The following is an 18,910-nucleotide window of genomic DNA, read 5'->3' on the forward strand; positions in this document are numbered from 1 at the left end:
TTAATTCCTCCCGGCAATGCGCTCCGCCGCAATCGCAAGCAATCGGTGAGCTATGTCCTCCTTAGACATCACCTGAAGCTCTTCCACCAACCCTTCACGGTCATAAATATGAACCGCATTGGTATCTGCTCCAAATCCGATACCCGGCTGGGCAACGTCATTGGCTACGATCAGATCACAGTTTTTCCGCTCCAGCTTCTCCCTTGCGTACATCTCTACAGAATGGGTTTCTGCGGCAAAACCAATTAGAAATTGATGACTCTTTTGCTTCCCTAATGTTTCAAGAATATCTATATTTTTAACAAGCTCCAGCGATAGCGTATCGCCTTTCTTTTTGATTTTCTCCTCATGTACTTCCTTGGGACGGTAATCGGCAACTGCCGCAGCCTTAACAACGATATCAGCATGATCCCAGTGACTCGAGACCGCTTCGTACATATCCTGGGCAGACTGCACTCGAATTACTTCCACATTCGTTGGCGGCTGAACTTGTGTACTGCCCATAACAAGCGTAACCTCTGCCCCCAAATCACGTGCTGCTGCAGCGATGGCAAATCCCATTTTGCCGGAAGAGTCATTAGTAATATATCTGACAGGATCAATACGCTCAATCGTACCGCCCGCCGTCACGATCACTTTTTTGCCTTTTAACAAGGCGGACTGTTGTTTCAAGCCTGGTTTAGCTGCTGCCTGATCTTCAAAAAAACGTTCAACCACCTCAACAATCGTCTCCGGCTCTTCTAAACGCCCTTTACCTACGTATCCACATGCGAGCTGTCCTTCACTTGGTTCAATCATCAGTGTTCCTCGCTCGGAAAGCAGACGCATATTGTGCTGTACTGCAGGGTGATCATACATATGAACATTCATGGCAGGTGCGATCATTACCGGAGCGGTCGTTGCCAGTAGTGTTGTGGAGAGCATGTCATCGGCCATGCCATGTGCCATTTTGGCAATAACGTTGGCTGTTGCCGGGGCAACCAGAACCAGATCGGCCATATCGGCCAAATGAATATGTGATACAACTGATGGCTCACGCTCATCAAATGTATCACTGTAGACTACATTTCGGGTCAACGTTTGCAGCGTTAATTCGGTAATAAACTGTTTGGCAGAGTCCGTCATAATGACGTGAACGTCCGCCCCTTTTTGCACCAGTCTACTGCATAATGTAGCCGCCTTGTATGCGGCTATGCCGCCAGTCACGCCAAGTACGATTTTTTTACCGTTCAACATGGTTATTTCCCCCGATATATACGACGTATAAACGATGAATAGAGAAAAAAATAACAACCTCGCGGTTGTCAAATAAGTCCGGCTTGCGCCGTATGCAGTTGAAGAGCAGCCGCAGGCGGCTTACTCTTCTTCCTCTTCGTCCTGTCCTTTGATGACAACGAGATGATCACCATAAATTTCTTCGAGTGCAACGCCAACCTGTTTATGGGATCTTGCATTTCTCAGATCCGTTTTTTCGCCTTCACGAAGCTGTCTGGCCCGGCGGGAAGCAGCAACAACAAGAGAATACTTGCTGTCGACTTTGTTCATCATTTCATCAATAGAAGGATACAGCATGTTTACAAAACACCTCTTTGCATTAGTATAATCCCTTTGACCCGCCTAACAGAATGCAACTATTCCGTCGTTCACATGAACCGAACCTCGCCCGACTATCTATAGATATATGTCAGCAGTTCTCCGAATAATTGCATCCTGCGGCAGCCAAAAAAATTATTTATTGATCTTACAATGTTCGGCGATAATAATGCTTTCTATTCGTTTACACGCCAAATCAATCTCGTCATTAACGACAGCGTAATCGTACTGCTCCAGCAGACTAATCTCATCTACGGCTACGGACATCCGGTGATCAATAGTTGCCTGACTCTCCGTACCGCGTCCCTGGATGCGATCTTTGAGCTCGTCCAATGAAGGAGGCAGCAGAAATACAAAAATCCCTTCCGGGAACTTCTCTTTCACTTTTAACGCGCCTTGAACTTCAATCTCAAGAATGATGTCGCGGCCTTCGTTAATGGTTTTCTCGACAAAGTCACGTGGTGTTCCGTAATAGTTACCTACATATTCTGCATGCTCCAGCAGCTGGTCTTCAGCAATCATGTTCAGGAACTCTTCATGACTTCGGAAGAAGTAGTTCACACCATGCTCTTCACCCAGACGAGGCTGGCGAGTCGTTGCAGACACAGAATAGATCAACTCCGGCACACGTTTGCGCAAAGCGCTGCATACTGTACCCTTCCCGACCCCAGATGGGCCGGACAACACTATCAGTAATCCCTTAGACATATTACACTCCATTTTATTCGTCGTTGTCATCATCTTTCGAAGAAAGACGATGGGCGACCGTCTCAGGCTGAACCGCAGACAGAATGACATGATCGCTATCCGTAATAATCACGGCACGAGTACGTCTTCCGTACGTTGCGTCTATCAGCATATGACGATCTCTTGCCTCTTGTATAATTCTCTTGATCGGCGCCGATTCCGGACTTACGATGGATATAATCCGGTTCGCCGATACGATGTTACCGAATCCAATGTTAATGAGTTTGATTGCCATAATCAGGTTCTTCCCCCTATACATGCGACTCTCTTGCCGAAATATGGCCGTTCATTCGATATTCGCCGCCTGCTCGCGAATTTTCTCCAGCTCCGCCTTCATCTCGACAACACGGTTCACCAGAGCCAAATGGTTGGCTTTTGATCCAATCGTATTGACTTCCCGATTCATCTCTTGAATAAGAAAGTCCAACTTGCGGCCTACCGGCTCTTCACTCTTCAGCAGTTCCCTGCTCTGTCCGAAGTGGCTGAGTAGACGCGTAAGCTCCTCCTCTATGTTAGAACGATCGGCAAACACAGCAATTTCCATACCCAATTTATGCTCGTCAAAAGGGAAAGAGCCTTCCTCCTGCATTTCCGTAAGCCTTTGTCTTAACTTGTTGCGGTAATCTGATACCACAGTAGGTGCAAGAGCAAGCATCTCGGTATGCAGCGACTCCAGACGACTAATCCGCCGTTCCAGATCACTGGCCAGATGAAGACCCTCACGCGCGCGCATTTGCTCCAGACTGGTCAAGGCCTCTTCCAAGCTCTGCTGCAGCACACGCTCCCATTCGTCCTGCTCTTCCTCCGGAATTGAACTTGTTCCATCGGAATGAACCATGACATCCGGCAATGAAAGCATGTCCATAATGCTCGGTTTGCCCTGCATCCCAAAGCGGGATTCCAGCTGTTCTGCTGCCTGCAGATAGGCCCTGACTGCCTGCTCATTAAGCACGGCAGGAAGAGCCTGATTTTCATCTTTTTCTTTCATTACATAAACATCAATCCGCCCGCGCTTCAGCCGGCTCTGTACTCTTTTCCTCAATCCGTCTTCATAACATGTCCATTCTTTCGGCATGCGCATCATCACTTCACAGTAACGATGATTGACGGATTTGATCTCCAATTGTACCTTGTAGCCTCCAAAATGAAAGGCGGATTGACCGTATCCGGTCATACTGAATGACATCGGCATCACATCCGTTACACTATTGTAATTGATTATTAGGGTTGAAACAAGTAGGACATTGGTGCTCGGACTTCTCCCATACATATTGGGTCAGTTCGGCAGTCATGCCGTAGAACATAAACGGAGTCATCAGGTAGATCCCCTTGAAATGGGCTGTTGCCACATCCAACAGCTCTTTGGCAATTTTTACGCCCATGGCCCGTCCTTCTTCTCCTTCGAGACCAGCCATGCGAGAACGTACCTCATCCGACAGCTGAATGCCTGGAACTTCATTGTGCAGGTATTCTGCATTTCGTCCACTTGCCAGCGGCATTACACCAACGAAAATAGGCACTTCCAAATGTTTGGTAGCCTCATGCATAGCTACGATTAATTGCGGGTCATAGACAGGCTGCGTCATAATGTAATCTGCACCGGAGGCAATCTTTTTCTCCAGTCTCTGAACTGCCTTATCCAGATGTTTCACATTCGGGTTAAACGCTGCTCCGATGACAAAACCAGCCTTCTGTTTAAGCGGTTTGCCGGAGAAAGCTACACCGTCGTTCAATTGCTTGATCATACGTATAATTTCAAATGAAGTCAGATCGTATACGGAACTGGATCCGGGAAGATCACCGAAACGCGCTGGATCCCCTGTAACCGCAAGCACGTGGTTGATACCGAGAGCGTCAAAACCCATCATGTGTGATTGGGTCCCAATCAGATTTCGGTCACGGCAAGCAATATGTACAAGCGGACGTAAGCCTGTACGATCCTGAACGAGATGTCCCAGAGCCATATTACTCATGCGGGTTACCGCCAAAGAGTTGTCAGCCAGTGTCAGCGCATCCGCACCAGCGGCTTTCAGCGTTTCGGCACCTTTCATGAATTTGGCAATATCCAGGTCACGAGGCGGGTCGAGTTCAACGATAACCGTGTGGCGCTGTTTGACCAGATCCACAATGGTCGGCTGTCCACCACGGCCGGACCGTTCATCCACATTTTCATGCAGTACGATACGCGGTTTGGCTTCTGTTGGGTCAGGCAAGACAATGGGTGCTGCAGTATATTCGGAAAGAGCCTGTGCGATTGCCCCAATATGATCCGGCGTCGTACCGCAGCATCCACCGATAATACGGGCGCCCAGATCGGCGAATTGCACCGCGGTCTGCCCAAAATATTCCGGTGTGGCACCATAACGGAACTGGCCATCGACATAGTCTGCCGCCCCCGCATTAGGGTAAACAGACATCGGAACTCCGATTCGCCCGGATACGGTTTCCATTGCACGCATAATTCCGTTTGGACCGGAGCGGCAGTTAAACCCAATCACGTCCGCACCCTGCTCACGCATGATTCGGAACGCTTCCGGCATCGTGTATCCATCCAGCGTATGTCCAATATCCTCAACTGCAAACTGCCCAATCACCGGCAGATCACTCAGCTTGCGAGCCTGCAGCAGCGCAATATCCATCTCTTCGATATCATAGAAGGTTTCAAGCAGAATCCCGTCAACCCCTTCTTCAAGCAGGGCAAAAATCTGCTGTTCGTAAAAACGCTTCAGTTCGCTTGTCGATACATTAGTCCGTTTGCCTCCACGAATGGAACCCACAGCCCCTAGAACGTATCCGTTTGAACCGGCGACTTCCTTGGCAATGCGTGCCCCCGCACGATTGACTTCCGTCACCTTCGATTCCAGTCCGAACTTAGACAATTTATCATAGTTGGCAGAGTACGTATTGGTCTCAAATATTTCAGTACCCGCTTCCAAATAACGACGATGCACATCTGCTACCACTTCAGGTGAGACCAAATTTAATTCTTCATATGAAATTCCAACCGGGAAACCCATTTGGTACAGATATGTTCCCATCGCCCCATCTCCAATGAGAACTCGTTCTTGCAAGACACTCCGCAAATCCGCCTTCATCCCTTTTCCCCCCGCCTAGCTGATCATTTCATACTAATGTAACACAAAAGCCGATCAATAACGTAGAAAAACACAGGATTTCCACGAAATTCAGTCAAAAAAAGAGGCCCGAAGGCCTCTTGGCTTAATCTGTCATCTTATGAGGTGACTCCCTTGAAAACAACCTCTGCCGGTCCGGTCATATACACATGATTGTCGGCTTCGTTCCACTCAATATGCAGGTCTCCACCTTTGAGGCTAATAACTGCCGTACGATCCGTGTGTCCGTTCAATACGGAGGATACAAGCGTTGCACAAGCTCCGGTCCCACAAGCCAGGGTAGGACCCGCACCGCGTTCCCATACACGCATATCGACGAATCCGCGATCACGCACAGTGGCAAACTCAACATTAATCTTTTTCGGGAACATGGGATGAACTTCCAGCACCGGCCCCCAAGTCGAGAGATCAAAGTTCACTGCATCATCTACATAAATGACAGCGTGGGGATTCCCCATTGAAACTGCCGTGAATTTGAACTCTTGTCCATTCGCTTCAATCGTATGATCAACCACAGGATTGGCATCCACTGTTGTCGGAACCTGAAGCCCGTCCAAAATAGGCTCTCCCATATCTACACGAACAGTTGCCACCTTGCCGTCAAGTACATTAAGGGTTACCGGCTGCACACCAGCGCCGATGGTTTCAATTGTTATGTGCTCCGATGTCACATGACCATGGTCATAAACATACTTCGCTACACAACGAATCGCGTTCCCGCATTGTTCCGCTTCCGAACCATCAGAGTTCATGATACGCATCTGAAAATCCGCCTTCTCTGAAGGCAGTATATAAACGAGTCCATCCGCACCGATGCCGAAGAAACGGTTGCACCATTTCACAGCAAGCTCTGCTGCATCAGCCGGAAGCTGTTTTTCTCCAAATACAACGATAAAGTCGTTGCCAAGTCCGTGCATTTTTGTAAATTCCATATCCTTGCCCACTCCTTTTGGCAGTCTGCTGCCAAAGCGTTATTCTTGCCTGTTTACACAAAAAAGCTATCCTGCAAAATGTCCAAGGCTTTTGCCCCGAATCATTTTGAGGATAGCATAACGAAAACGATAAGGAAATGCTATTGATTTTATGCCGAAAACTTTGTACTTTTCGGTACGAAGCTTCCAGGGCCCATCCGGCGACGGTTACGACGGCCACCCCAGACACTGCCTGCTCCCATCAGGAACGTTGGGATACCTGCAGCAACGATGGAAATGGCCCATTCACGCATGCCGAGCGGCACGGTTTTGAAGATCGGCTGCAGCGGCTCCACGTACATCACAACCAGCATCAGCACGACGGACGAGATCACCGCAAGAACCAGATATTTGTTCTGGAGCGGATTCCGGTGGAAGATGGAGCGCGAACTCCGGCAGTCAAACACATGAATAAGCTGAGCCAGAACAAGTGTCGCAAAAGCGACAGACTGTGCTTTAATAAGCTGACCCGGTTGATCCGGAGCGGCTTGAAGGGTAAGCCAGAACGCACCTAATGTACATAATCCGATCAATACACCGCGGCTGATGATTTTCCAGCCCAGTCTCCGGGCAAAAATGTTTTCCTTGGCGCCGCGTGGCTTGTGCTCCATCAGGTCTTTCTCCGGCTGATCCACACCCAGCGCCATGGCCGGCAGGCCATCTGTCACGAGGTTCACCCATAGAATCTGGATGGGCACGAGCGGCAGCGGCAGTCCCATCATCATCGCGAAGAACATCGTCAAAATCTCGCCAACGTTGGAAGCAAGCAAGTACCGAATAAACTTCCGAATATTCTCATATATATTACGCCCTTCTTCAATCGCCGCTACAATAGTAGAAAAGTTATCATCACTGAGAATCAAGGCCGATGCCTCTTTCGTTACATCCGTTCCTGTAATTCCCATCGCAATCCCGATGTCCGCCGCTTTGATTGCTGGTGCGTCGTTGACACCGTCCCCTGTCATAGCTACGACATGGCCTTTGCGCTGCAGGGATTTTACAATCCGGAGCTTGTGCTCAGGGGACACCCGGGAGAAGACATAGATCCCTTCGACCTGCTTATCCAGCTCATCGTCCGTCAATCCGGCCAGCTGCTGTCCGCTTAACGAACCTCCGCCCCGTGGAAGAATGCCCAGCTGCTGGGCTATCGCCTCAGCAGTAGTCCCGTGGTCACCCGTGATCATGACCGTCCGGATACCCGCTCTGCGGCAAGTTGCAATTGCATCTCGGACTTCTCTCCGAGGAGGATCGATCATGCCAGCAAGTCCAACGAACACAAGCTGATTTTCGGCAGCATGTTCGTCATCTACTTTTTCCTCAGGGCGTACTTCACGATAAGCCATCCCCAAGACACGCAGAGCTGCTCCGGCCATCTTCTCGTTTGCAGCCATCACTTTCTGTCTCAACGTTCCGGTGAAGGGTACCACTTTGCCCTCCCATAAAATATAGCTGCATTGTCCGATCAACACATCAGGAGCACCCTTGGTGTAGACCATGCGGCCACCCTGATGCTGAATGAGGACAGACATTCGTTTGCGGTCCGAATCGAACGGAAACTCCTGTTGACGTGCGTATAACTCTTTGAGGCTGGCAGGAGTAAGACCCATTTTGGAGGCCAGAGTGACGAGCGCGCCTTCGGTTGGATCGCCTTTCAGCTCCCATACCACGCCATCCTCCTTGATTGCCTCCTTCTTGCCATCCTTACCCTTTTTCTTATTGCGCTCTTCCGAGAAGCTTTCCACAATACTCGCATTGTTACATAACGCACTGATCTGAAGCAGTCTTCGCAGCGTTTGATCACTCTTCAGCTCCACCGTCCGGCCGTCTTCCAGCATCTGTCCTTCCGGTGCATACCCGTCCCCGGTGACTTGGATGCTGCGACCTTCCAGCCATACATCGGTCACGGTCATCTTGTTCTGGGTTAATGTCCCCGTCTTGTCCGAGCAGATCACGGAGGCACAACCAAGTGTCTCGACTGAAGGTAATTTTCGTACAATGGCTTTGCGCTTAATCATTCGCTGCACACCCAGCGCAAGTGCAATCGTGACAATCGCCGGCAAACCTTCAGGTATGGCAGCCACCGCCAGACTGACACCAGCAAGGAACATGCCAATCGCCGGTTGTCCATGCAAAATACCAGCCACAACAACCATCACGGTAAGTCCCAATGCAACAAAAATGAGTATTTTGCCCAACTGCTCCAAACGATGCTGAAGCGGTGTTTCCTGTTCCTCGGTATTTTGGATTAGATCGGCAATTTTACCCATCTCGGTATCCATGCCTGTCCGAATGACAACGCCCTTGGCCGTCCCGCGGGTAACCATGGTGCCCATAAATCCAATGTTTTTCTGATCGCCGAGCGGTACGGCATCATCTGCAATGGGGTTGCAATGCTTGCTTACTGGGACCGATTCTCCAGTGAGTGCCGATTCCTCCACATCCAGACTGTTCGTTTCCAGCCATCTTACATCCGCCGGGATGCGATCTCCGCTCTCGACAAGGATGATATCCCCTGGCACCAGCTGTTTGGCAGCAAGCTGCACTTCCTGACCGGCCCGAAGAACTTTGGCAAGAGGTGCGGACAGCTGCTTCAATGCGCGGAGGGAACGCTCAGCCCGAAATTCCTGTACGAAGCCCAGAATGGCATTTAACACAATAATCGCCACAATAGTAACGGCATCCAAATATTCTCCGAGCAATCCGGACACCAGTGTCGCCCCCATCAAAACGAGCACCATAAAGTCCTTAAATTGGTTAAGCAGCAGTGTAATTGGGGATATACGTTTTCCTTCACTCAGCTCATTTGAACCGGCGACCTTCCTCTTCTGCGCAACAGCTTCATCCGTCAATCCTTCCTCCAGACTGACGCTTAGCGTGCTGCGAAGCTCTTCTACGCTTAGTTGATGCCACTTGGTCTGTTCCATGCTTCAAGGTTCCCCTCCCAGTCTATATTTCCTGTAAAAGACGTTCATACAGCTGCTCGTGATCGCTAACCAGCAGCTGTATGTCACGCCGGACAAACTACCTGCTCTATATGTATTCGGACAGGACCCCAATTAGCACCCGGATGGTGAATCCTTTCCCTGATGGACAGAATAGGCTAAAATAAAAGTCTGCGGTCATAACGCAGTAGAAGCCGAGTTATCTTATGCAAGAAGGCAAGTGACGAACGAACTGCAACCGGTTCTGATTTTTACATATTCCAGTTGTGTGTTTCAGTTATAGATAGAGAGGAAGTTGAAAAATATGGCATTGGACGGCATTGTTACACGAGCCATCGTACACGAACTGCAGGGCTGCAAAGGCGGCCGCATTAGCAAAATTCATCAGCCTAACGGCCATGATGTCGTACTCACCCTTCGTGCACAACGCGGGAACAGCAAATTGCTGATATCGGCCAGTCCGACGTATCCCCGCGTGCATTTTACGGAAAAGACATTCTTAAACCCTACAGAAGCACCGATGTTCTGCATGCTGCTGCGCAAGCACTGCGAGGGAGCCATTATAGAGGAGATTCGTCAGATCGGCATGGAACGGATCATCCACATCGACGTTCGTCAACGCGACGAACTCGGTGATGTATCCGTAAAACGAATCATTATTGAGCTCATGGGGCGTCACAGCAATATCGTATTGCTCGACCCGGTCACGGGAACGATTTTGGACGGTATACATCACGTTACCCCTTCCATCAGCAGCTATCGGGTCATCATGCCCGGCTTTTCATACACAGCTCCGCCAGAACAGCACAAAGTCAATCCGCTGGAAGTGAACAGCGCTGAATTCCTCAAGGGTTACTCTGAAACGGAAGAAGAGGCAGCCCGCTGGCTTGTGAATTCATTCAGCGGCCTGAGTCCGCTGATCGCAGGCGAGATTGCTGCTCGTACCGCTAATCGTGACAATGGAGACGCATCGGCCGAGGCGAGCGCCCTCTGGAATGCCTTTGATTCTGTGATGGGACCTGTGAGAGAGAATAACTACACCCCTGTCACAGGACTGAATGCCAAAGGGAAAATGATCTTCTCTGCTGTCCGCCTTCAGAGTATTCAGGATGCCGAGAAGACCTACGACACGATGAGCAAATGCATGGAGGATTATTACGGGGATAAAGCCGAGCGGGATACGGTAAAGCAAAAGGTAAGTGATCTGCTGCGTTTTCTGCAAAATGAACGAAGCAAAAACGTCAAAAAACTCGACAATCTGAACAAGGATCTGCTCGAAGCCGATGACGCGGAAAAATACAGATTATGGGGCGAATTGTTATTTGCTTCTCTTCACCAGATTAGCAAGGGAGACAAAAGTGTGGAGCTTGTAAACTTCTATGATGAAGATCAGGCAACCATTACCATCGCACTCGATCCCCTGCTTACACCATCAGACAATGCGCAGCGTTACTTCAAGCGGTACAACAAATATAAGAACAGTCTGGCGGTCATTCATGAGCAGCTCGGCAAAACCAAGGACGAGATCGTCTACCTGGACAACCTGCTGCAGCAGCTGTCCATTGCCTCCATGAACGATATTGAGGAGATCCGTGAAGAACTGGTTCAACAGGGATATCTTCGTGACCGCAACAAAAAAGGCAAGAAGAAAAAGAAAAACGACCGTCCAACCGTACATCAGTTTACCTCGACTGAGGGGATTGATATTCTGGTGGGCAAAAACAACTTGCAGAATGAATATGTCACTAACCGTCTGGCGTCGGCCAATGATACATGGCTGCACACCAAAGACATCCCGGGTTCACACGTTGTCATTCGCAGCACGGACTTCGGGGAAGCTACACTGGAGGAAGCAGCACAGCTCGCAGCTTATTTCAGTCAGGCCAAGGAATCAAGCAGTGTTCCTGTGGACTATACCTATATTCGTCACGTACGGAAACCAAGCGGTGCCAAGCCCGGTTTCGTCATCTACGATCATCAAAAAACACTGTTTGTGACGCCCAATGAAGAGTTGGTCAAAAGCTTGCCATCCTCCATCAAAAACGGATAGGCGGCAGGTGCCACCACAAACAAAAAGACACAAAAAGCCCCAGAACAGAGAATATCGTGTTCTGGGGCTTCTCAATTTAAGTTATGATTCGCGGCTTGCCGCTGCACGTAGTTGTTTAAGCACATCCAATGTTACCGTCTTGCTCCCCAGATCCCCGTGAAAAACAACCCCCTGTCTCACACCGTGGTAATCGGAGCCACCTGTCACAATTAAATTAAATTCATGTGCCAATGTGGCATACCTGTGTTCCTCTTCAGGGCCATGGTCGGAATGAAATACTTCAATTCCGTCCGGACGGAACTGCTCAATGATCCGGCGAACCAGTTCATCATCTCCATAAAGACCTGGATGTGCAATGACTGCGGCTCCCCCTGCCTCTCGAATCCACTGACAGGCATCTTCAGGAGCAACACGTGGAACCGACACGAAGCCTGGCTTACCTTCGGCCAGATAACGATCAAAGGCATCCCGCATATCGACCGCATAGCCTTTGCTGACCAGGACATCGGCCATGTGTGGTCTGCCAATGCTCTCATCCGGCTCCAGAGGACGTCCCAGCCCCTCAACAACTTCCTCCCAGCTGATATCAAGGCCAAGCTCCTGCAGTTTGGCAATAATGCGATGATTTCGTTCCTCACGTGCATCACGAAGTCCATGCAGCCGCTCCAGAAAGAGTTCATCCTTTATATTCATATAATAACCCAGCACATGGATGTCTTTGCCTCCGGCGCGGGTACTGATCTCAACACCGGCTACAACCTCGATACCACATTCCAGACCTGTCTGCTGTGCCTCTGCCACACCGGCGACCGTATCATGATCCGTGATTGCAACGGCTGACAGTCCCTTTTGTTTGGCCAGCCTTACATTTTCAGCAGGTGACTGCATGCCATCCGAAGCCTGACTATGCGTATGAAGATCACAGCGTCCGTTAGGTTGATCCATTAACAACATCTCCTTGCTACATGGTTGTGTTCACGATTCCTTACTTCCTTTATCCATCATTTCTTCCGCTCCAGCGTGCTCCTGCTGTCTCAGGTAGTTTAAGAATGCTACTGCGGATAGAGGGAGCAGGGAAGACTTCAAATGAATGGCATAGAATTGTCGTTTGAATTCAAGTCCGCGGATCTCAACAATATGCACGAGACCAAGTGCTAATTCATGCTGAACGGATGAAGGAGACAGCATAGTAATACCCACACCAGCTTCAACCGCCGATTTTACTGCACCCGTACTTCCAAGCTCCATCACAACATTCATGTCCTGAGGGTCAATGTTTTTCTTTTGCAGTTGGTCTTCCATGACCTGTCTTGTACCGGAGCCCTTCTCCCGCAGTACAAACGGATAAGCCATAACCTCTTCCAGCTCCACTTCCCCGCGATCGGCGAGCGCGTGACCTGCCGGAACAATCAGCTTCAATTCGTCCTGCATCACCGGTTCCACAATCATGTCGGGATGATGGATCGGGGCTTCGATCAGGCCAAAGTTCAACTGGTGTTTCAAAATATCATCCATAATTTGCGTTGTATTCATCACTTTCATTACGATCGAGATATCGGGATATTGCCTTGCAAAGGGACCCAGCATTCTCGGTAAAACATATTCGCCTATGGTCAAGCTGGCACCGAGCTGTAATCTTCCCTGAAGCATCTGTGTAAATGCCGACATGGCTTCATCGGTCTGCCTGACCAGTTCCACGCTCCGCTTGGCATGCGGCAGCAGGGTGCGCCCAGCTTCGGATAATTCTATCTTCTTGGTTGAACGGTGCAGCAGCTTGGTGCCAAAATAGTCCTCCAGTGATTGAATCTGCATCGTCACCGCAGGCTGAGTCATATGTAAGGCTTGCGCAGCTGCTGAAAAACTTCCCTTTTCCGCCACGGTGTAAAAAATATGCAACTGATGAAAATTCATATCTTCGCCCCTCTTCTGTACACTTACCTCATTGTAGCCGATTTCTTGAATTCCAACAAAAAAAGCATGCAGCTTGTCTGCATGCGATGTAGCTTGAATATATCATTGCAATGATCTTGACTGTTTCCTGTAAATTACCTGTGCTTCCGACTGTTCTTCACCAGAGTCATTCGTCTGGAATGCCTCAACCAGGAGTAATATGATTTCAGGTCACGAAGCTCAATGGTCTCTGACATTCGCCCCAAAAAGGTAACTACAATCATCTTGTGAAGAGGATTGCCGGCGATGTCATATTCACCTTCCAGCTCGGAAAATTCCGCAACCACTACCACATCCTCGTCGATGAGGTAGACGTCCTGCTCATTACGGTAGTATGGCGTAATACGGTCCTGCTTCAGACACTCCCATAACCAAGCCGCAATATGGTCATCATCATTACGCGTGGGCTCAATACGGTCTGCATACCGCATTTTGGCATGATGGGTAATGACGATGTCAGCCACTTTTTTGTCTCCAAGAGCTACGAAAAACGGCTCGTAGGTGCTCCAACGTTGCATCACCTTATCACGCATGGGAATCACTCTCCACCAGATAGGACTTTCTATCTATTTATTACCAAATATATTACAACATAAGTCCCGCAAGCTCAAGGCGTAAGTTCAGATTTTTTCACAAAATCCGTTTTGTGCCTAATTCTTAATAAAAGTGAGCAAAAACCTATGATAACCAATAACCTTCTCTCTATATTAATCTCTTTTTAAAAGAAAAGGAACCCGCGATATGGCGGATTCCGCATAAGGTATTCCGTTTCTCACACCTATAACACATGTCTTCCTGCGCCAAGCTCGACATCCATCGTTCTCAGCAGCTCATGTGACGTATCGCATTTGTATTCCCAGAACATCAATCCCGCGAGATCCTGTTCCAGGATATATCGGCATTTGGCCGTTACTGATTCCGGATCGTCGTATGAAATGAGCGTGTTTCCATTAAACAAATAAGGTGCCTTCGCTTCCTCATCCCAATACCGGATATATCCGTTAAGGTCAATATACTTCTCTCTTAGCTCTGTATATTCCGGACCGTAGCCTCCGGTCGTCTCAGCCATCTGATGCAATCCGTTGTTACGGTCAGGCACACCCTTCCACATTCGGGAGTAAAATGCCGCACCAATGACGATTTTATTCCGGGGTACACCCGCATTTAAAAACATGCGTACGGACGCATCCGTGCTAATCCGGTATAAATCACCTGTCGCCGTATAGAGGTTGGTATGGTGTCCAGTCAGCACCTGAAAACCTCCACGCATGTCATATGTCATCAGCTGCACATAATCAAGATACTGCTGTACCTGATCCATTTCCGTGCCGTCAATGTAGTACTGGTCAGCACCGGCTGCAATGGTAAGCATGTAATACCTGTCATCTTGCTCACCTTGCTTCGTCAGAGCCGCCCTCATCGTTTTCAACAAAAGGGTAAAGTTAACTCTGTCCTCCGCAGAGGCGGCAATACCCGCCTCCCCATAGCACGGATATTCCCAATCCAGATCAATCCCGTCCAAGCCATAGGTAGTCACGGCCAGAACAGCGGATTCTGCGAGCTTCTGTCTCCCTTGCTCAGTTGCAGCTGCCTCCGAGAATCCGCCTGCACTCCAGCCTCCCACAGACAAAATCATTTTCAAATCCGGGAAAGCTTTCCTGATGATTGGAATCCGGTCCATATGCTGCAGATGGCTGGTCTGAATGATACCTTCCTGTATATGAGCAAAAGCGATATTGATATGCGTCATTCGGCTCAGCTCTACCTCTGGTACACTATGCAAATCACGATGTCCGACGTATCCAATAATCCATTTGGGGTTCATAGGCTGCCTCCATCATGTTGGAATGGTTCACTTCGCTGTCCGGCCAGCTGCAAGCTTACCTGAATGGCTTCCTTCACAGCACCAATCCGATATCCGGATGAGACATAACGAATCTGATAAGCCTCATCCAGAACAACCAGATGGGGGTATCCCGACTCTGTCGCTCCAGAGCTACGGAACACCTCGGGCAGTGAGGCAGGTGATGCCTCGCCTAACCGGACTTGTGGCGGCAGCATCTCAAGCTGCTCCGTCTTCAGGGAGTTTCCTGTACCAGCAGAGCCAGTAATTAGAACAACCGATATATTCCGTTCTACCAGTTCTTGCCTCAAGTCAGCAAGTTCTTTCAGCAAATGCATGGTCGGTTCCCGGTCCGGTTCAACCCAGGAAAGAAGTATGCCTGCAGCCGTTCCACTTACGCTATGCTCGAGTGTAGTTACGTTCTCGTCCTGCCACCGCAGTTTCGTGTGTTTATCCACCGTTCCAAGGACAGGAATTTCTTCATCGGAGCTGCGGAAGTTTACGGCAACACAAGACTCTTCCCCCTTGTTCAAATTAAAATAAGTGAACCGAGCTCTTACCGTGCCGTTTTTCAAACGTACGCCTGTCGTCATGCGATAAGCCCCCTCCTCTGCTGGCAGAGGCTCGTCAAACAGCTTTGTCTCTTTATAAGGAAAATGCAAGGTCACGTATTTCCCCTGAACAAGACGAGCAATAGAAATATTCTCATAGTAGGAAGCCTCCGGCATGTTTCCTTTTGACTCGTTTTGCACAAGACGAATGCTTCCCATTCGCTGCTTTCCCTTTTCTTTAATGCCAAGATCCGCGAAGATCCAGGACCCTTTCTGCCAATACTGCGGCTTGCGTTCACTTGGATGCAAACGGGATGGGATGCCAAGGCTGCGACAGAGAGCAACAAACAGGATAGCCAGCGATTCCTCGTCTCCTGCCATGATCCGATAGGTTCCTGCTGCTGTACCCTTTCCTTTCAGATTAGGCAGATCCTCCCAAGGAATGAACTTTTCCTTGAGTGCTTCAGCAAGAAGCGAAGGCTCCCTCACCATTGCGTCCCTCTCATCTGATGCAAACGCTGATTGGAATTGTTTCCTGTACGGTCCAAGCATTTCAAAGGCAACGCGCGGACATAACAAATAGGGAATAAACAAGGTATCCGGGAGCATACCTCGCAGCGGAAGCGAATAATCTAAATGCTCATGCAGGACTGGACGGAACGTATCAATCAAATCTTTACTATTTAGCGACTCCAGCAGCAATAACGGCCATTGCCCGTGCTCAGGAGAGCTTTCCCTGAGAAACGCGGCTATCTCATGGCCATTTCCACGCGCCTTCTGCATGACGTCCCATACCCTCGCCTCCGGAAGGCTTAGTTCGCGAGATAGATCAACGCTCTCCTTATGGGTTACAAAGGTGGCTTCAAACGCAGTGCGGATGTCCGTCCCTTCAGACAAACGCTGCTGATGGAGTGACTCCGCTTCCCCTGTTAATGGCGGGAGTTCCTCTCCCTCCGTCTCAGGCGGAGGAACCATATCGAAATCAATCACTCCGCTCTTCTGCTCAGGTTGATTTTGCAGATCCAGCACCAGTTCCAATCGGTCTGTCTGGTCAATCGTGATCTTATGCTCTCGCCAGCGTCCCTGATATACCGCCCGGATGAGCAGATCGCCATATCCCGTTTTGAAGACCACTTCTCCGTCTTCATTCGTCAGTAACTCCGCAATCGGATAGAATTCGGCCATGTTATACAGCTCAAATCGCACGGAAGCACCCACAACTGCAGCTCCGGCCAGATCCTTGACCGTTACAGTGAGCTCCTTCGTTGGAGCGTAATTCTCCAAAAGATTGAGCTCGGTGTACCATTCGGTTGCCAATGTCACATCCTCTGGACCATGATAGGCGCCAAGCACTCTCGTATTCATCAGCATCGACCGACGGGCAGGAGGTGTAAACCATCCCTGATTCAGCCGTGCTTCCGGTTCACAGGCACCAATATAATGCCAGGTTCCGTCAGCCCATGCTTCCACCCAGGCATGATTGTCGTCACAATGCGCCCATCGGGGAGTGTATACCTGACGAGCAGGGATCCCGATACTTCGCAGTGCGGTTACTGCCAGCGTTGATTCTTCCCCGCAGCGCCCCCTTGCACTCCGAATCATGGTGAGCGGTGAAACCGTCCTAAGGTCACTGCCGGTATAGACTGCCTTTTCATGGCACCAGTAGTTGGCTTCCAGAATCGCTTCTGACATCGTGAGCGACATGATGCGATCAGCCAGTTCAGCATAGAAGACCGCTCGGCAATCCTCAATATTCTCCGTATTCACCCTGCATGGAAGCACAAAGTGAAGGAACAAATCATCCGGTACCCGTTGCCCCCACGGAACCTCCCGCCTCATCCGCAGAGTTGATCTTACGTGGCTAAGAAACAGTGCGCCCGGAACATCTGCCAGATCCTGAAGCGGACTGTATGCATACACAAACTTGAGCGCCCACTCTTCTTCTACGGACAGCGGCTCCCTAAATACCGAAAAGATTTCGTCAGCCTGAGCCTGAACAAGCTTCCTTTTGATACGGAGTTTATCTTCAATAGATTTCATTTCTTCGGGGGTAAGCGAAAACGCCGACGTTTGTACACTCATCTCGTATCCCTCTCTTCCCACAGGTACCCGTCTTCGCGAATGAGCCATCTTCCGGTCCCATCCGCAGTCGCAGCTGAAACCTGAAATAGGCTTGGAGCAGCGTAGACCTCGGGATAAACATTCACATCAGAAGTCCAGCCGAGCAATGACAGATCTTGCGTAAATGTCCCATTCTTTTCTCTGTAATTACGCTGCAGATAATATAGCTTTCTTAGCTCCCATTTGATCCGTTCATCCTGTGGAAGCACAAAATCGGCTTGAGCATACTCACCCGCAAACACAACATAACCCCACAGTTCGGGATAATGCATGTTCACCAGTCCCATCGGCGACCAGACCCAGTTGTCCTCCGGATATGGCTTACCGGTTCCGGGATCCATTACTTTGCGGTAATTTCCATCGATCACTTCAGTCCGCCACTCCACCCGTGAGAAATTAACTCTCCAAAATTCACCCGGCAGGGGTGCCCGCTTTTCCTTGGCGCATTCTTTCAGACTGGTCCACGGGATCGCAACCTCAACAGACCATTTCCGGTTAATCGCTTCCGGACGGTTCAGCTCGCCGTCAATATACACGGCTGTTTTCAATCCTTTTATATCCCAGCTGTCCAGCGGTGGCCCTCCGTCCCGGTATGGCTTGATGAGGAGCAGGTCCCATACCGTATTTAGCGCATTGATCTCGAATTCGTAATACGCGTGGCTGTCCCCGTCAGGATCAATAAAAATTTCAAAGTCATTATCATAAAAAATGACAGAATCCCGCTCCGTCAGCGTTGCCCAGATCTGATCTTCCCAAAGCTCGGCACCAAAATAAAAATATTCATCATCCCATAGCATCTTCACCCTTGTATCCTTGGACGGAGCAGGACGAAGGTCCCCTTCAATATCGACGAACTTGTCCGTCCATTCCGCCTGATCCCAAAAAGGCTTATCCAGCCTTCCGTCAAGCTCCAATTCACCTGCTGCACGTTGGCAAATGTAGTGCTTCGGCTGATACGTATCGATATGTGGTATAGGCACGCCACTTAGCATCATGTTGATCCCTCCA

Annotated in this window: 15 protein-coding genes; 1 reads left to right on the top strand and 14 read right to left on the bottom strand. The window is 49.6% G+C overall.

Features of this window, described 5'->3' with window-relative positions; translation table 11 throughout:
- From coaBC to GUA98_RS19755, 8 genes are all read right to left on the bottom strand, one after another.
- Positions 1-1,236: a bifunctional phosphopantothenoylcysteine decarboxylase/phosphopantothenate--cysteine ligase CoaBC gene (gene coaBC / locus GUA98_RS19720; protein ID WP_193724171.1), complete on the bottom strand. Its 1,236-nt coding sequence runs from the start codon at positions 1,234-1,236 to the stop codon at positions 1-3.
- A 120-nt stretch (positions 1,237-1,356) separates the two neighbouring features.
- Positions 1,357-1,572: a DNA-directed RNA polymerase subunit omega gene (gene rpoZ / locus GUA98_RS19725; protein ID WP_095290265.1), complete on the bottom strand. Its 216-nt coding sequence runs from the start codon at positions 1,570-1,572 to the stop codon at positions 1,357-1,359.
- A 156-nt stretch (positions 1,573-1,728) separates the two neighbouring features.
- Positions 1,729-2,301, bottom strand: coding sequence for a guanylate kinase (gene gmk / locus GUA98_RS19730; RefSeq protein WP_090901057.1), 573 nt, complete (start codon positions 2,299-2,301; stop codon positions 1,729-1,731).
- A 13-nt stretch (positions 2,302-2,314) separates the two neighbouring features.
- Complete coding sequence (remA, locus tag GUA98_RS19735) at positions 2,315-2,575, bottom strand: extracellular matrix/biofilm regulator RemA (protein WP_006209218.1); 261 nt, start codon at positions 2,573-2,575, stop codon at positions 2,315-2,317.
- 51 nt (positions 2,576-2,626) lie between these two features.
- On the bottom strand, positions 2,627-3,526 hold the full coding sequence (locus GUA98_RS19740; protein ID WP_193724172.1) for a YicC/YloC family endoribonuclease: 900 nt from the start codon (positions 3,524-3,526) through the stop codon (positions 2,627-2,629).
- Between the two features lie 19 nt (positions 3,527-3,545).
- Positions 3,546-5,435, bottom strand: coding sequence for a bifunctional homocysteine S-methyltransferase/methylenetetrahydrofolate reductase (locus GUA98_RS19745; RefSeq protein ID WP_153979348.1), 1,890 nt, complete (start codon positions 5,433-5,435; stop codon positions 3,546-3,548).
- Between the two features lie 137 nt (positions 5,436-5,572).
- Complete coding sequence (gene dapF, locus GUA98_RS19750; protein ID WP_127537865.1) at positions 5,573-6,406, bottom strand: diaminopimelate epimerase; 834 nt, start codon at positions 6,404-6,406, stop codon at positions 5,573-5,575.
- Positions 6,407-6,555: 149 nt separating this feature from the next.
- The gene (locus tag GUA98_RS19755) at positions 6,556-9,369 is read right to left on the bottom strand and encodes a calcium-translocating P-type ATPase, SERCA-type (protein WP_193724173.1); all 2,814 of its coding nucleotides are present in this window, start codon (positions 9,367-9,369) and stop codon (positions 6,556-6,558) included.
- 322 nt (positions 9,370-9,691) lie between these two features.
- On the opposite strand from GUA98_RS19755, the gene GUA98_RS19760 reads away from it, so the two are divergent.
- A complete protein-coding gene (locus GUA98_RS19760; RefSeq protein ID WP_193724174.1) occupies positions 9,692-11,437 on the top strand; it encodes an NFACT family protein in 1,746 nt (581 codons plus the stop codon).
- Positions 11,438-11,518: 81 nt separating this feature from the next.
- On the opposite strand, the gene GUA98_RS19765 is transcribed toward GUA98_RS19760, so the two are convergent.
- The 6 genes from GUA98_RS19765 to GUA98_RS19790 form a co-directional block, all read right to left on the bottom strand.
- A complete protein-coding gene (locus GUA98_RS19765) occupies positions 11,519-12,382 on the bottom strand; it encodes a PHP domain-containing protein (RefSeq protein ID WP_193724175.1) in 864 nt (287 codons plus the stop codon).
- Between the two features lie 30 nt (positions 12,383-12,412).
- A complete protein-coding gene (locus tag GUA98_RS19770; RefSeq protein ID WP_153979353.1) occupies positions 12,413-13,348 on the bottom strand; it encodes a selenium metabolism-associated LysR family transcriptional regulator in 936 nt (311 codons plus the stop codon).
- Between the two features lie 134 nt (positions 13,349-13,482).
- On the bottom strand, positions 13,483-13,920 hold the full coding sequence (locus GUA98_RS19775) for a hypothetical protein (protein WP_095290252.1): 438 nt from the start codon (positions 13,918-13,920) through the stop codon (positions 13,483-13,485).
- Between the two features lie 245 nt (positions 13,921-14,165).
- Positions 14,166-15,212, bottom strand: coding sequence for a glycoside hydrolase family 18 protein (locus tag GUA98_RS19780; RefSeq protein ID WP_193724176.1), 1,047 nt, complete (start codon positions 15,210-15,212; stop codon positions 14,166-14,168).
- A complete protein-coding gene (locus tag GUA98_RS19785) occupies positions 15,209-17,863 on the bottom strand; it encodes a transglutaminase-like domain-containing protein (RefSeq protein ID WP_153979355.1) in 2,655 nt (884 codons plus the stop codon). The genes GUA98_RS19780 and GUA98_RS19785 overlap by 4 nt, the downstream gene beginning before the upstream one ends.
- Positions 17,860-18,897: a carbohydrate-binding family 9-like protein gene (locus tag GUA98_RS19790; protein ID WP_153979356.1), complete on the bottom strand. Its 1,038-nt coding sequence runs from the start codon at positions 18,895-18,897 to the stop codon at positions 17,860-17,862. Before GUA98_RS19790 ends, GUA98_RS19785 begins: the two co-directional genes overlap by 4 nt.
- Positions 18,898-18,910 lie beyond the last annotated feature (13 nt).

Source organism: Paenibacillus sp. P13VS (assembly GCF_015143645.1).
In the GTDB taxonomy this organism is placed as follows: domain Bacteria; phylum Bacillota; class Bacilli; order Paenibacillales; family Paenibacillaceae; genus Paenibacillus; species Paenibacillus xylanilyticus_A.

Excerpts from the sequence above, each read along its gene's own strand:
- coaBC (WP_193724171.1), bottom strand. The coding sequence starts at position 1,236 with ATGTTGAACGGTAAAAAAATCGTACTTGGCGTGACTGGCGGCATAGCC.
- rpoZ (WP_095290265.1), bottom strand. The coding sequence starts at position 1,572 with ATGCTGTATCCTTCTATTGATGAAATGATGAACAAAGTCGACAGCAAG.
- gmk (WP_090901057.1), bottom strand. The coding sequence starts at position 2,301 with ATGTCTAAGGGATTACTGATAGTGTTGTCCGGCCCATCTGGGGTCGGG.
- remA (WP_006209218.1), bottom strand. The coding sequence starts at position 2,575 with ATGGCAATCAAACTCATTAACATTGGATTCGGTAACATCGTATCGGCG.
- GUA98_RS19740 (WP_193724172.1), bottom strand. The coding sequence starts at position 3,526 with ATGTCATTCAGTATGACCGGATACGGTCAATCCGCCTTTCATTTTGGA.
- GUA98_RS19745 (WP_153979348.1), bottom strand. The coding sequence starts at position 5,435 with ATGAAGGCGGATTTGCGGAGTGTCTTGCAAGAACGAGTTCTCATTGGA.
- dapF (WP_127537865.1), bottom strand. The coding sequence starts at position 6,406 with ATGGAATTTACAAAAATGCACGGACTTGGCAACGACTTTATCGTTGTA.
- GUA98_RS19755 (WP_193724173.1), bottom strand. The coding sequence starts at position 9,369 with ATGGAACAGACCAAGTGGCATCAACTAAGCGTAGAAGAGCTTCGCAGC.
- GUA98_RS19760 (WP_193724174.1), top strand. The coding sequence starts at position 9,692 with ATGGCATTGGACGGCATTGTTACACGAGCCATCGTACACGAACTGCAG.
- GUA98_RS19765 (WP_193724175.1), bottom strand. The coding sequence starts at position 12,382 with ATGGATCAACCTAACGGACGCTGTGATCTTCATACGCATAGTCAGGCT.
- GUA98_RS19770 (WP_153979353.1), bottom strand. The coding sequence starts at position 13,348 with ATGAATTTTCATCAGTTGCATATTTTTTACACCGTGGCGGAAAAGGGA.
- GUA98_RS19775 (WP_095290252.1), bottom strand. The coding sequence starts at position 13,920 with ATGCGTGATAAGGTGATGCAACGTTGGAGCACCTACGAGCCGTTTTTC.
- GUA98_RS19780 (WP_193724176.1), bottom strand. The coding sequence starts at position 15,212 with ATGAACCCCAAATGGATTATTGGATACGTCGGACATCGTGATTTGCAT.
- GUA98_RS19785 (WP_153979355.1), bottom strand. The coding sequence starts at position 17,863 with ATGAGTGTACAAACGTCGGCGTTTTCGCTTACCCCCGAAGAAATGAAA.
- GUA98_RS19790 (WP_153979356.1), bottom strand. The coding sequence starts at position 18,897 with ATGATGCTAAGTGGCGTGCCTATACCACATATCGATACGTATCAGCCG.